This window comes from Microbacterium sp. zg.Y909 (genome assembly GCF_024626565.1).
This window is the reverse complement of record NZ_JANJFJ010000098.1, coordinates 1-13,895: the sequence shown is the minus strand read 5'-3', so window position 1 is coordinate 13,895 and position 13,895 is coordinate 1. Positions and strand designations below refer to the sequence as shown.

Annotated in this window: 12 protein-coding genes; 2 read left to right on the top strand and 10 right to left on the bottom strand. The window is 71.8% G+C overall.

The genetic code is table 11. The features are described from left to right. From NQ160_RS09320 to NQ160_RS09300, 5 genes are all read right to left on the bottom strand, one after another. Nucleotides 1-731, bottom strand: a 731-nt coding sequence (locus tag NQ160_RS09320; RefSeq protein WP_257514943.1) for an ABC transporter transmembrane domain-containing protein, incomplete at its 3' end; no start/stop codon positions are given. After that, entirely contained in the window at nt 728-2,539 is a 1,812-nt protein-coding gene (locus tag NQ160_RS09315; protein WP_257514942.1) for an ABC transporter ATP-binding protein, read from the bottom strand. The genes NQ160_RS09315 and NQ160_RS09320, both read right to left, overlap by 4 nt. A gap of 425 nt (nt 2,540-2,964) precedes the next feature. Beyond that, nucleotides 2,965-3,456 carry a methylated-DNA--[protein]-cysteine S-methyltransferase gene (locus tag NQ160_RS09310; RefSeq protein WP_257514941.1) on the bottom strand — a complete coding sequence of 164 codons (492 nt, stop codon included), beginning with the start codon at nt 3,454-3,456 and terminating at the stop codon, nt 2,965-2,967. Continuing rightward, entirely contained in the window at nt 3,453-4,994 is a 1,542-nt protein-coding gene (locus NQ160_RS09305) for an AlkA N-terminal domain-containing protein (RefSeq protein WP_257514940.1), read from the bottom strand. The genes NQ160_RS09310 and NQ160_RS09305 overlap by 4 nt, the downstream gene beginning before the upstream one ends. A gap of 138 nt (nt 4,995-5,132) precedes the next feature. Beyond that, the gene (locus NQ160_RS09300) at nt 5,133-5,939 is read right to left on the bottom strand and encodes a hypothetical protein (RefSeq protein WP_257514939.1); all 807 of its coding nucleotides are present in this window, start codon (nt 5,937-5,939) and stop codon (nt 5,133-5,135) included. 159 nt (nt 5,940-6,098) lie between these two features. Between NQ160_RS09300 and NQ160_RS09295 the strand changes: the two genes are divergently transcribed. Further along, nucleotides 6,099-7,526, top strand: a complete 1,428-nt coding sequence (locus tag NQ160_RS09295) for a dihydrolipoyl dehydrogenase family protein (protein WP_257514938.1) — start codon at nt 6,099-6,101, stop codon at nt 7,524-7,526. A gap of 31 nt (nt 7,527-7,557) precedes the next feature. On the opposite strand, the gene purH is transcribed toward NQ160_RS09295, so the two are convergent. Genes purH through NQ160_RS09280 form a run of 3 tightly spaced genes read right to left on the bottom strand, consistent with a single transcriptional unit; the run spans nt 7,558 to nt 11,159 of the window. After that, a complete protein-coding gene (purH, locus tag NQ160_RS09290) occupies nt 7,558-9,165 on the bottom strand; it encodes a bifunctional phosphoribosylaminoimidazolecarboxamide formyltransferase/IMP cyclohydrolase (protein WP_257514937.1) in 1,608 nt (535 codons plus the stop codon). 16 nt (nt 9,166-9,181) lie between these two features. After that, the gene (purN, locus tag NQ160_RS09285) at nt 9,182-9,775 is read right to left on the bottom strand and encodes a phosphoribosylglycinamide formyltransferase (protein WP_257514935.1); all 594 of its coding nucleotides are present in this window, start codon (nt 9,773-9,775) and stop codon (nt 9,182-9,184) included. Between the two features lie 4 nt (nt 9,776-9,779). Beyond that, the gene (locus tag NQ160_RS09280) at nt 9,780-11,159 is read right to left on the bottom strand and encodes a cell division protein PerM (protein ID WP_257514934.1); all 1,380 of its coding nucleotides are present in this window, start codon (nt 11,157-11,159) and stop codon (nt 9,780-9,782) included. Between the two features lie 98 nt (nt 11,160-11,257). On the opposite strand from NQ160_RS09280, the gene NQ160_RS09275 reads away from it, so the two are divergent. Then, nucleotides 11,258-12,673 carry an NCS2 family permease gene (locus tag NQ160_RS09275; protein WP_257514933.1) on the top strand — a complete coding sequence of 472 codons (1,416 nt, stop codon included), beginning with the start codon at nt 11,258-11,260 and terminating at the stop codon, nt 12,671-12,673. Nucleotides 12,674-12,708: 35 nt separating this feature from the next. On the opposite strand, the gene NQ160_RS09270 is transcribed toward NQ160_RS09275, so the two are convergent. Together NQ160_RS09270 and NQ160_RS09265 are read right to left on the bottom strand one after the other, a co-directional pair. Further along, nucleotides 12,709-13,149, bottom strand: coding sequence for a nitroreductase family deazaflavin-dependent oxidoreductase (locus tag NQ160_RS09270; RefSeq protein ID WP_257514932.1), 441 nt, complete (start codon nt 13,147-13,149; stop codon nt 12,709-12,711). Between the two features lie 122 nt (nt 13,150-13,271). After that, nucleotides 13,272-13,895: succinate--CoA ligase subunit alpha (locus NQ160_RS09265; protein ID WP_257514931.1), on the bottom strand; the 624-nt coding region annotated here is incomplete at its 5' end.

Here is a 13,895-nt window from a genome sequence, read left to right as displayed (position 1 = left end):
TCCTTTCGGAAGGCCTTCACCGCGCGGATGCCGGTCATCGTCTCGACGAACTGCACGATCAGTCGCGCACTGACGACCCGCGACAGGCGGAAGCCCTTCTGGGATTCCCGGTAGAACCAGCGCATGAGGAGGAACAGCGGCAAGCCCATGACGACGAGGATGAGGCCCGACTGCCAGTCCACGAGGAAGAGCGCGACCAGCGTGAAGACGCCGTACAGCGCCCCCTGCACGAGTTGGTTCAGTCCCCCGTCTAGGAGTTCCCGGATCGACTCCAGGTCGCTCGTCTGCCGCGAGATGATGCGTCCAGAGGTGTAGGTCTCGTGGAATTCCAGGCTCAGCCGCTGGGTGTGACGGAAGATGCGCGTGCGCAGGTCCATCAGCACGGCCTGGGTCAGCCGTGCCGACAGCAGCACGTACCAGGCGATGAGCAGGGCACCCATCACGCCCGACACGAGGTACATCGCCGTCACGCCGAAGGCCGGCATCCAGTCGGCGTATTCCACGGCACGCGGCAGGGCCTCGTTGATCCCCCACGCGATGAGGGCGGGGCCGAGGACCCGCAGACCGGTGGAGGCGACCAGCACCAACCCCGTCAGCACCAGCAGCCCCTTCATGGGGCGCACGAGCGACCACAGCAGCCGCAGCGAGCGGCGCCGGATCGTGCGGCTTTCTTCCTGGGTGTAGTCGTCGCGGTCTTCGCCGCTGGTCCCCTGGACGCTGGACGCGCTCACAGGTTCACCTCCGTCTCGCGCTGGGTGCGTTCCTCGGCTTCGAAGCTCGAGATGACGTATCGGTAGTGCTCGCTCGTGCGCAGCAGTTCGCTGTGGGTGCCGACGGCCGTGATGCGGCCCGCCTCGAGCACCGCCACACGGTCGGCCATGGCGACCGTGGACGGGCGGTGGGCCACGATGAGCGCGGTCGTGGTCGCCAGCACTCGTCGCAGCGCCGCCTCGACGAGGGCCTCGGTGTCGACGTCGAGCGCCGACAGCGGGTCGTCCAGCACCAGCACGCTCGGACGCGCCGCCACGGCACGCGCCAGCGCCAGGCGCTGACGCTGCCCACCGGACAGGCTCAGCCCCTCCTCGCCGACGAGGGTGTCGACGCCTTCTGGCAGTTCGTGCACGAACTGCGCCTGTGCGATGGCGAGGGATTCCGCCAGCACGGCGTCGGCCTCGGGGCTGTCGGGGCGCAGGTCGTCACGGCCGAGCAGCACATTCTCGCGCACCGACGAGGAGAACAGCGTGGCATCCTCGAAGGCCATCGCAACGTGCCGGCGCAGGTCCTCGAGGGTGAGGTCGCGCACGTTGACGCCGTCCAGCTCCACCGCACCCTCGGTGACGTCGTAGAGGCGCGCGGGCAGGGTGGTGAGGGTGGTCTTGCCCGAGCCGGTGAGGCCGACGAGGGCCATCGTCTCCCCCGGCTGCAGCACGAGGTCGATGCCATCGAGCAGGTCGCGCTCGTCGGCACCGGCATCCTGATACCGGAAGTGCACGCCGCGGAAGGCCAGCTCACCGCGGGGCTGGGCGATCGTCTTCGGGTTCACCGGGTCGACGATGTCGTTGGTCTCATCGAGCACCTCGAACACGCGGTCGGTGGCCGTACGGGCGTCGACGAGGAAGGCGAAGAGGAAGCCGAGCGACTCGAGCGGCCAGCGCAGCGCCGTCGCCATCGCGAAGAAGGCGAAGAGCTCTCCCACCGTGAGCTGATCCTCGCTGGCGAGCCAGATGCCGATGAGCAGGCACACGGCGAACGCCACCATCGGCACGACCTCAAGCCAGAACCAGAGCACACCCACCTCGCGCGCCTTGCGCAGCTCGGTGGTGCGCAGCGTCTGCACCTGCGCGGTGAACTTCTGCAGCGCGTGCTTGCCGCGGCCGAAGGCCTTGAGCACGCGGATGCCGTGCACGCTCTCTTCCACCGACGTGGCGAGGTCCCCGGCCTGGTCCTGGCTCTGACGCGCCAGCACGCCGTACGTGCGCTCGAATCGGAATCCGAAGAACCACAGCGGGATCGACACCACGAGGAACGTGGCGCCCAGCGCCCAGTGCCAGCGGAAGAGGAAGAAGGCGCCGATGATGATCGTGAGCACGTTCACCAGCAGCAGAATCGAGCCGAACGCGAGCCACCGGCGGATCAGGTTGATGTCCTGCATCATGCGGCTGAGCAGCTGACCGGACTGCCAGCGGTCGTGGAACGACACCGGCAGGCGCTGCAGCCGACGGTAGAACTGCTGACGGATCTCGTACTCGACGCCGGTGGCCGGGCTGAGGACGAACGCGCGGCGGAGCCAGACGAAGAAGGCCTCGAGCACGCCGAGCACCAGCACACCCGCCGCCGCCCAGACGATGAGCGGAATGTCACCGGTCGCGATGGGGCCGTCGACGGCGGCTTCGAGGACGAGCGGGATCAGCAGGCTGACCAGCGCGGCACCGAACGCGGCGATGAGGCCGCCGATGAGACGCGGCATCACGGGTTTGACGAACGGCAGGAGTCGCGCGAGCGCACGGGGTGTGGAGAGTCTCTGAGGCGAGGAAGACATGGTCCTTCGAGGGGTTGGATCCGGATGCGCGGGGCTTCGGCGGGGGCGGTTCGATTCGGCGGGGGCGGCCGTGCGACGACTCCGGCGGGTCACGCCGGGGCGGCGCTCGTCGGCCCGGGGCCGTCGGCTTCGCTGACGTGGGCGCGGAAAGGGGCAGGGAGCGAGCGGGCACCGACTCCGGTCCGCAGCGCAACTCTCACCACCCGGTGAGGACGGCGCGTGCGGCGCGGCGGGGCGGGAACCTCGCTGGGGACCGGCGCCTACCCGGCCACCGGTCGACGACCGGCGGGGGCGAGGAGGCGCACGATCGGCTTCGCGGTGACGGCGGCCTGGTACATGGCGTCCTCCTCAGTCGTGGGATGCTGCCGCGAAAGGCGACAGCCCTCCAGACTATCCCTGGGAATTCCCTGAACGCAACACCCGATTCAGGCGGACTCGTGCACCAGGAGAGCCCGCTTGATGTGAAGGCCCCACGCGAAGCCGCCTAGGCTGCCGTCGGCGCGCATCACGCGGTGGCACGGCACGAAGAGCGCCGGCGCGTTGCGGGCGCAGATCGACGCGGCGGCGCGCACGGCGGCGGGCTGGCCCATCGCCGCGGCGAAGGCGGTGTAGGTCAGCGGTCGGCCCGGCTCGATGCGGCGCAGGGCATCCCAGCCGGCCCGCTGCAGCGCGGTGCCCTGCTGCACGACGCTCACGCGGTCGATCGCCCGCAGGTCGCCGCCGTAGTAGGCGAGGACGGCACCGGCGGCATCCGTCGCCCCCGCCCGCACCGTCTCAGGGCGCAGCGCCGGGTGGATGCGGGTGATCATCGCGTCCGCGTCGGCCGTCCAGCCCGAGGCGAGCACGCGGCCTTCGGCGTCGGCGACGATCGTGAAGGGGCCGTCGGCGGTGTCGATGGTCTCGATGAGGGCGGTCATGCGGTGACTCCTTCGGGTTCCGGCGCCGGTTCGGGGGTCGGTTCGGGGGGCGTGTGCTGCCCGGCGGGTGGGCGCAGGGCGGCTCGCCAGAGGTGGGCGGTCAGATATGTGCGCCAGGGCGCGGTGCGCGCGGACCAGGCGACGAGACCCGCGGGGTCCGCGGGAATCCCGAGGGCGGCAGCGCCTGTGCGGGCGGCGACATCGCCGGGCAGCAGCACGTCGGGGTCGCCGGTCACGCGCATGCGCACGTAGTCGGCCGTCCACGGCCCGACACCGGGGAGGGCCAAGAGGCGTGCCCGCTGGTCGGCGGCGTCGTCGCCGGGCGAGAGCGTCAGCTCGCCCGACGCCATCAGTCCCGCCGCGCCGGTGAGTGCCCGGACGCGGGCGGCCGGCCCGCGCAGCACGTCGGCGCCGTGCTCGGCGATGGCCGCCATCGTCGGGAACAGCCGGTCGGTGCCCTCGTGGGCCGGGACCCTCTCCCCCAGCGCCTCGGTCAGCCGCACCAGCGCGGTGCGGGCGGCCGCCACCGAGATCTGCTGCCCGACCATCGCGCGGATGAGCATCTCGTGCGGGTCGGCGGCGCCGGGCACCCGCATGCCCGGGGTCGAAGCGAGCGAGGCGCGCAGTTCGGGGTGGCGCCCGAGCGCCTCGTCGACGGCGACGGGGTCGGCATCCAGGTCGAACAGCCGCCGCGCCCGCGCCACCAGCGTCGGCAGATCGCCCAGCCGGGTCAGCCGGGCGTCGAGCCGCACCCGGTCGGGGCCTGCGGCGCGCAGGCGGAACCAGGCCGGTCCGCCGGGGAGCGCGAGCGTGCGTGCGAAAGAGGTCGCCGTCGCCGTCTCGACGCCGGCGATGGCACGGGCGGACATCCAGGCGAAGAGCCCGTCGACGTCGAAGGGAGGGCGCACGGGGAGGACGAGGTCGATGGCGCCGGCGTCGGCGCCGGGGTCGGCGTCGGGGCCCTGGCCTGCGCGGGTGCCGGGACGGCGAGCGCGTAGCTGCTGGGGCGGCATCCCGAAGACCTCGCGCACGGTGTCGTTGAACTGGCGGACGCTGGCGAAGCCCGCCGAGAAGGCGACGTCCGCGATCGGCAGGTCGGTGCCGACGAGCAGCATGCGGGCGGTGTGCGCGCGGTGGGCGCGGGCGAGCGCGAGGGGGCCGGCGCCGAGTTCGGCGGTGAGCAGGCGCGAGAGGTGCCGGCTGGAGTATCCGAGGCGCGCGGCCAGGCCCGGCACGCCTTCGCGCTCGACGACGCCGTCGGCGATGAGGCGCATGGCGCGGCCGGCGGTGTCGCCGCGCAGGTCCCAGGCCGGCGATCCCGGTGCGGCCTCGGGGAGGCACCGCTTGCAGGCGCGGTAGCCGGCCTCGTGGGCGGCAGCGCTCGTGTCGAAGAACTCGACGTTGCCGGGCTTGGGTGTGCGCGCGGGGCAGCTGGGGCGGCAGTAGATGCCGGTCGTGCGCACGGCCGTGACGAACTGGCCATCGAAGCGCGCGTCGCGCGCGTGGATGGCGCTGTAGCGCTCGTCGAATCCGGGCATGTCTCCAGCCTGCCACTCCCGCACCCCACCCACTCGCGGGAATCGGACATCAGTGCCGAGTGAGTATTCTCGCGCTTGAGTGAGTATTCGCGTCGTGTCCGTCGTGAGCGCGGAGTAGATCCCCGCGCCCGCCCCCCGCTATGCGGCGAATTCGTCGTCGAGGCTGTGGAGCTGCCCGAGCGGTGTCGCCCTGGCGCGCGCGAGGGTCGCGTCGTCGATGAGCCCCCGTGCGTGCAGGATCTGCAGCGCGGCCTCGCGGTCGGCCTCGATCCCCGCCCGCTCGCTTTCCGGGAGCTGCGCGATGAGGCGGGCGATCTCGCTTGGGTCGCCGCCGGCGGGCATGGCGGGCGGCTCGGCGACAGGCGCGCTTCGCCGCGTGCCGCGCCGGACCAGCTGCGCCACCAGCGACAGGACGGAGATGGCGAAGGTGACGACGGTGGCCGGGTACCAGTTCTGCCACCCGGTCGAACCGGGATAGGCGGCGATGTTCGGGAACGCCACCAGTCCGAAACCGGAGAACACCGCAGCGACGAGCACGATCCCCGCCGTGAAGCCGTCGTAGCGGGCACCGGCGCGCACCCAGCGCACCAGGAGCACGATCTGGGTCACGGCGGCGATAAGGAACAGCACCCCGGCGAGGGGCACCGAGCGAGCGGCATCCATGCGGAAGAACTCGAACCGGTCGGCTCCGAGCACGGCAACGGCCGCGGCCGGCGCGGCCACGCCGCTGATGGCGAGGGTCACGAGCACCGCTGTGCCGGTCTGCGCGAGCCGTGACCGCTGCGGACGAGGTGCCGAGGCGTAGAGGGCACCGTCGCTGCCGAAGTGACGATGGATGCCGGGATGATGCTGGAACGCGATCGTCTCCAGCCGCCCGAGCCTCACCGCCATGGCTGTCGAATGCTCCGCCGCCCACTCCCGAGCGGATGCGTGCACGAAGGTCATCGGCGTTCGGCTACGGTGGCGGCGGCCAGCCAGCCATGTCTCGGAGTCGGGGCGCGCGGAGGAGAAGGCCACGGCGCCAGGCTAGGGTCTGCCGACGTCATCGGGGAATCGACGTGCGACCGCTGGCGCCGCCGGCCGACGCCCGCTAGCGTGCCGGAGATGACCGAGCGCACCTACGACGTCGTCGTCATCGGAGCCGGAGCCGTCGGCGAGAACGCCGCCGACCGCGCCGTGCAGGGCGGACTGACGACGGTCATCGTCGAGGCCGAGCTGGTTGGCGGCGAGTGCTCGTACTGGGCATGCATGCCGTCCAAGGCGCTGCTTCGAGCCCCCTCCGCTCTCCGCGCCGCCCGTGCCGTCGCCGGGGCGCGCGAAGCGGTGACCGGCGACCTCGACGTCGCCGCGGTGCTCCGCCGACGTGACGGCATCACCCACGACTGGTCCGACGAGGGCCAGGTGCAGTGGCTCGACGGCGCCGGCATCGACCTGGTGCGCGGTCACGCGCGCCTTACCGGTATCCGTCGTGTCGAGGTCGCCTCCGCCGATGGCACCACGACCACGCTCGTCGCCCGGCACGCGGTCGTCGTCGCGACCGGTTCGGCCGCGCTCCTGCCCGACGTCGCCGGCTTCGCCGACATCCAGCCGTGGACGAGCAGGGATGCCACAAGCGCCGAGACCGTGCCGGAGTCGCTGGCCATCATCGGCGGCGGGGTCGTCGCCGCCGAGATGGCGACGGCGTACGCCGCGTTCGGGGCCGCGGTCACCCTCATCGTGCGCTCGCGCCTGCTCGGGTCGATGGAGCCGTTCGCGGGCGAGTTCGTGGCGGCATCCCTCAGCGCGGCGGGTGTCGACATCCGCCGAGGAGTGGAGGTCCTCCGTGCCGAGCGGGAGCAGGGGGCAGATGCCGTGCTCCACCTCTCCGACGGCACGCGCGTCACCGCCGCGGAGGTGCTCGTGGCCACCGGCCGCACGCCCCGCACCGGCGACCTGGGACTCGATGCGGTGGGGCTCTCCTCCGGCGACTGGCTCGAGACCGATGACACGATGCGCGTGCACGGCACCGACTGGCTGTACGCCGTCGGCGATGTGACCGGCCGGGCGCTGCTGACCCACCAGGGCAAGTACCAGGCGCGCGCCGCCGGCGACGTGATCGCCGCGCGCGCCCGCGGCGGCGCCGTGCAGGACGCGCCGTGGGGCGCGCACGTCGCCACCGCCGACCGCGCCGCCGTGCCGCAGGTCACCTTCACCGACCCCGAGGTGGCATCGGTGGGGCTCACGGCGAAGGCCGCGACCGACGCGGGGCTGCGCACCCGCGTGCTCGATTACGATCTGGCATCCGTCGCCGGTGCGTCGGTGTACGCGGACGACTACCGCGGGCAGGCCCGCGCCGTCGTCGACGAGGACCGCGGGGTGCTCGTCGGGGCGACCTTCGTCGGTCCCGATGTCGCAGAGCTGCTGCACGCCGCGACGATCGCGGTGGTCGGCGAGGTGCCGCTCGAGCGGCTGTGGCACGCGGTGCCCGCGTACCCGACCGTCAGCGAGGTGTGGTTGCGCTGGCTCGAGGCCTACGGGCGGCCGACTCCCTGACGCGAACGGCACCGCGAGTACTCACTCGGCGTCAGTGGAAGAAGTGACGCTCCCCGGTGAAGTACATCGTGGCACCGGCGGCCCGCACCGCGTCGATGACCTCTTCGTCGCGCACCGAGCCTCCGGGCTGGATGATCGTGCGCACGCCGGCGTTGAGCAGCACCTGCACGCCGTCGGCGAAGGGGAAGAACGCATCGGATGCCGCGACCGAACCAGCCGCACGGTCGCCGGCCCGCTCCACCGCGAGCCGGCACGAGTCGACGCGGTTGACCTGGCCCATGCCGATCCCGACCGTGGCCGAGGCCTTCGCCAGCACGATGGCGTTGGACTTCACCGCCCGGCAGGTCTTCCACGCGAACGACAGGTTCATCAGGTCCTCGTCCGCGGGACGCTCGCCGGTGACCAACTGCCACCCGTCGACGAGCGACTCGATCTCGTTCGGGAACCGGTCGGCGTCCTGCAGCAGCAGGCCGCCCGACACCAGCCGCACGTCCATCGGCTCCTGGCGCCAGTCGGCGGGGAGCTTCAGCACCCGCAGGTTCTTCTTGAGCCGGAACACCTCCAGCGCCTCGGGCTCGAAGTCCGGCGCCACGATCACCTCGGTGAAGATGTCACGCAGATTCTCGGCCATCTTCAGCGTCACGGTGCGGTTCGCGGCGATGACGCCGCCGAACGCCGACACCGGGTCGCACTCGTGGGCGCGCAGGTGCGCCGACGCGATCGGATCCAGCGCCTGCGGGGCTGCCACGGCGATGCCGCACGGGTTGGCGTGCTTGATGATCGCCACGGCGGGCTTGATCAGGTCGAAGGCGGCGCGCAGGGCGGCGTCGGAGTCGACGTAGTTGTTGTAGGACATCTCCTTGCCCTGCAGCTGGGTGGCCTGGGCGATGCCGTGCCCGCCCGTCGTCGTGTAGATGGCGGCGCGCTGGTGCGAGTTCTCGCCGTAGCGCAGGTTCGCCAGCCGCTCGGCCTTGATGGTCAGGTGCGCGGGCAGGTCGCCTTCTTCGGCGAGGGTCTGCTCGGCGAACCACGTCGACACGGCCGTGTCGTACGCGGCGGTGTGCGAGAAGGCGCGGGCGGCGAGCTCCCGCCGCTGCGCGAGCGAGGTGCCGCCGGTGGCGATGGCGTCGATGACGGCCGGGTAGGACTCGGGAGAGACCACGACCGCGACGTTGGCGAAGTTCTTGGCGCTCGCGCGCACCATCGCAGGCCCGCCGATGTCGATCTGCTCGACGACGTCCTCGGCGGACGCACCCGAGGCGACCGTCTCGACGAAGGGATAGAGGTTCACCACCACGAGCTCGAACGGCGCGATGCCGAGCTCGGCGAGCTGCCGCTCGTGGTCCTCCAGGCGCAGGTCCGCCAGCAGGCCCGCGTGCACGCTCGGGTGCAGGGTCTTCACGCGCCCGCCCAGGGACTCGGGGAATCCGGTGACGGATGCCACATCGGTCACGGCGAAGCCCGCCTCGCGCACGGTGGCCGCCGTCGAGCCGGTCGAGACGATCTCGACGCCCGCATCGGCCAGGGCTCGGGCGAGCACGAGCAGATCGGTCTTGTCGCTCACCGACACGAGGGCGCGGCGCACCGGGACGATGTCGCGGGGACGGTACAGGGACGGGTCGTGGCTCGGGCCGGCCATGGAGAACTCCTCCGGGTCAGTGTGCGGATGCCGCGGTGAGGTCCAGCTCACCGACGGCGATACGGCGGACGACGTCGATCAGCAGGCGCCGCTCGACGGGCTTGATGCGCTCGTGCAGGGTGTGCTCGTCGTCCTCGGGCAGCACCGGCACGCGCTCCTGCGCGAGGATGGGCCCGGAGTCGACACCGCTGTCGACGACGATGACGCTCGCCCCGGTACGGGCGGCGCCGGCAGCGAGGGCGTCGCGCACGCCGTGCGCGCCGGGGAACTCGGGGAGGTAGGCCGGATGCGTGTTGACGATGCGCGGCGACCACGCCTCGACGACGGCGGCGGGCAGCAGCTTCATCAGACCGCTCAGCACGACGAGGTCCGGCTGCCAGCGCTCGAGCTGCTGCTGCAGCTGCTCACCCCACGCCTCGCGCTCGGCGGCGCCGCGCCAGGGGACGACGAAGCTCGGGATGCCGAAGTGGTCCGCGTGCGCGAGACCGGCGGCTTGCCGGTCCGCACCGACGACGACCACCTGGGCGGGAAAGGCGGGATCGGTCGTCGCCTCGAGGAGGGCCCGGAGATTCGACCCTGCACCTGAGATGAGGACGGCGACCCTGAGCACGCGGTCAGTCTACCGGCGGGCGCGACCCGCGCTCGGCCGTGGCCTCCGGCCCCGCGATGCCGTCGTCCCGGCGTGGGTCCGGCGTCGCGTCGAACACCACGGGGATGGGCTCGGTGGTCGGCGCAGGTTCGGGCGCACGCTGCACGGACTCCAAAGCGGCATCGGGCTCGTCGCGGCCGCGGGGCGAGAGCAGCAGGACGGCCGCCCCGATCGCGGCCTCGAGTCCGACGGTGAGGGCGAGTGGGCCGGGATCCGGTCCCACCGAGGCGAGCGTCCCAGGACCGATGGATCCCGACGCAACGGCGGCCAGCAGCGCGGCCCCCGCTCCAGAGAGCAGGGCGATGCCGAGCGTCACCACGACGCGCGCACCCATCGGCTCGGGCCCGGGGACGCCGGCACGGTCGCGCACCAACTGCGACCGCGCCGTCCACCCCGCCAGCGCACCGGCGGCCACCGGCAGCAGCGCGAGCAGCAGCAGCCACGGCGAGGGGGATTCGGGAAGCGCGCCGAGCACCGGGATGCCCGGGAGCAGACCGACCTGGGTGCCCACCGGCGACACGACGGTGTCGAGGCCGACCGCGAAGCCGGGTCCGGCGATGAAGGAGACCGCCCACACCACGAAGGTGGGGAGGTAAGCCAGGTGGCCGACGGTGAACACCGAGGCGCCCAGCGCGTCGACCTGCGCGGATTGGAAGAGGGCGATGATCTGCGATCCGCGCAGCAGCACGGCGGCGGCGATCAGCAGCGCACCGACCCCGATGAGCGCCATCAGCACGATCGCCGTGCCGCGGGCGATGAGACCGGGGACCTCGGACCACGCGCCGCCGCGGCGGTCGAGCACCACGCGCACGCTGTCGACCACGCCGTCGTCGCCGTCTCGCCAGGCCGCCGACACCGCTCCGGCGAGTGCCGGCACCGTGTATACCAGGGCGGGGAGGGCCACGGCCTGCCACGGCTCGACCGCGGCGATGTCGTTGGCGGTCGTGGCGAGCACCGCCGCCGCTGCCGCCACCACGACGACGGCACCGGTGAGCACGCCCACGACCCAGGCTCCGGCGGCGGCGGCGCGGGCACCCGAGCGGAAGGCGAAGACGGCGGTGAAGACCGTCAGCGCGAGCGGTGCCAGTGAGACGGTGAACGACGCCGCGGCCGCGTCGATCCCCAGGGGAACCGTGAACTCCTCGGGCAGGCTCACCGCGAGTGGCACGAGATGCCCGAGCTGCCAGATGCGCCCCGCGGCCGGCCAGAGGCCCACCCACGGGGCATCGGCTCCGAAACCGAAGATCCACAGCAGCGTGAGGGGCGCGAGCGCGGCAACGAGCCCCACAGCGACGGCCAGAACGGCGTCGAAGGCGGCGAGGAGGGCGACGAGAAGGCGATTCATGCGCTGTCGACCCTACCTGCGGCGGGCGTGCGTCCCGTGCGGGCGGCGGGCGCGTCACGCGTGTCAGCTCTCACAGCGAATCGCAATACATTTGGCGTATGACCTCCACCCGATCGGGCGCGAAGCCGCCCGCCTCCACGCCTGCCCCCGCAACGGGCGCACTCGACCGCTTCTTCTCGATCACCGAACGTGGTTCCACGGTCGGCACCGAGGTGCGCGGCGGTCTCGTCACGTTCGTGACGATGGCCTACATCGTGATCCTGAACCCGATCATCCTGTCCACCGCCGACGTCGACGGCACGATCCTCGCGCCCGCCGCAGTCGCGGCGAGCACCGCGCTCACCGCCGGGTTCATGACGATCCTCTTCGGCATCGTCACCCGTCTGCCGTTCGCGTTCGCCGCGGGCCTGGGCCTGAATGCCTTCCTGGCCTTCTCTGTCGTCGGCCAGGTGACGTGGGGTGAGGCGATGGCCCTCACCATCATCAACGGCCTCATCATCGTGCTGCTGGCCGCGACCGGCCTGCGCAAGATGATCTTCGACGCCGTCCCCGTGCAGCTCAAGCTCGCGATCACGGTCGGCATCGGCCTGTTCATCGCGTTCATCGGCTTCGTGAACGCCGGCTTCGTGCGCACCGGCGGCGGGACGCCCCTCGAGCTCGGCACCGCCGGCTCGATCGCGTCGATCGACACGCTGCTGTTCGTGGTGACGCTGCTCATCGGCGGCATCCTGATCGCGCTGAAGGTCAAGGGCGCCATCCTCATCGCCCTCGTCGCCGGCACGATCCTCGCCGCAATCGCCAACATCTTCACGCCCCTCGCCGACTTCGGCCTCGCAGGCGGCGTGTTCGCACTGCCCGATCTCAGCCTCGTCGGCGCGGTGGACTTCACCTTCGACTTCGCCAAGGTCGGCTTCGTGACGCTGCTGATGTTCGTGTTCACGCTCCTGTTCACCAACTTCTTCGACGCCATGGGCACCATGACGGGCCTGGCGAAGGAGGCCGACCTCGCCGACGAGAAGGGCGACTTCCCCCGCATCAAGTCGGCGCTGGTCGTCGAGGGCGTCGGCGCCGTCGTGGGTGGCGCGACCTCGTCGTCGTCCGCCACCGTCTTCGTCGAGTCGGGCTCCGGCATCGGCGAGGGCGCCCGCACGGGCCTGGCGAACGTCGTCACCGGCGTGCTGTTCCTGCTGGCGATGTTCGTGACGCCCGTCACCGGCCTCGTCCCCGGCTTCATCGCCGCAGCGGCCCTCGTGCTCGTCGGCGCGATGATGCTCGCCCAGATCAAGAACATCGACTTCACGGACTTCAACGTGCTGCTGCCGGTGTTCCTCACGGCGACGGTCATGCCGCTGACGTACTCGATCGCCAACGGCATCGGCGCCGGCTTCGTCAGCTGGGTCGTCATCAACGCCCTGTCGGGCCGGGCGCGCAAGGTGCACTGGCTGCTGTGGGTGGTCGCCCTGGGCTTCGTGGTCTACTTCGCCCGCGGCCCGATCGAGATACTGCTGGCCTGACCGGCATCGAGGGCTGAGCCGGCGCGCCGCGCGGCTCAGCCCTCGACCGGCTCCAGAACGAACACCGCGATGCGGCGGTCGGTCTTGGCCTGATAGTCGTCGTAGTCGGGCCACACGGCCGTCGCGCGCTTCCACCACTGGGCGTACTCGTCGCCATCGAGCTCCCGCGCGAGGTACTCGCGGCGGTCCGCGCCGTCCTGCAGCATCACGCGCGGGTTCTTCCGCAGGTTCCAGTACCAGGCGGGCGGTTCCGGGGCGCCGCCCTTGGATGCCACCACCGCGTACCGACCGTCGTGCTCGACCCGCATCAGCGCGGTCTTGCGCACGCCCCCGCTCTTGGCCCCGACCGTGGTGAGCACGATGATGGGCACGCCCCGCAGGGTGTTCGCCTCGCGGCCGTCCGAGGCCTCGTACTTCTCGGCCTGGGTGCGAGCCCATTCGGAGGTGCTGGGCAGGTAGTCGCCTGTGATCGCCATGGCTCCACGCTAGCCCGCCTCACGCCCGATCGGCACTGCTGCGGCCATGCCGCGACCCACGCGACGAAACGACGAAGGGTGGATGCCGTGTGGCATCCACCCTTCGTCGTGTGAGTCCGGCGTTACAGCGCGGCGATGATCTCGCGCATCAGCGCGGCAGTCTCGGACGGCGTCTTGCCGACCTTGACCCCGGCGGCCTCGAGGGCCTCCTTCTTGGCCTGCGCGGTGCCCGCCGAGCCCGAGACGATGGCGCCGGCGTGGCCCATCGTCTTGCCCTCGGGAGCGGTGAAGCCTGCGACGTAGCCGACGACGGGCTTGGTGACGTTGGCCTTGATGTACTCGGCCGCGCGCTCTTCGGCGTCGCCGCCGATCTCACCGATCATGACGATCGCCTTGGTCTCGGGGTCGGCCTCGAACGCCGCGAGGGCGTCGATGTGCGTCGTGCCGATGACCGGGTCGCCGCCGATGCCGATGGCGGTGGAGAAGCCCAGGTCGCGCAGCTCGAACATCATCTGGTAGGTCAAGGTGCCCGACTTCGACACCAGGCCGATCGGGCCCTTGCCGGTGATGTTGGCGGGCGTGATGCCCACCAGCGACTCACCCGGCGTGATGATGCCGGGGCAGTTCGGGCCGATGATGCGCGTGGCGTTGCCCTTGCTCTCGGCGTACGCCCACGCCTCGGCGGTGTCGCCCACGGGCACGCCCTCGGTGATCACCACGAGCAGGCCGATGCCGGCGTCGATGGC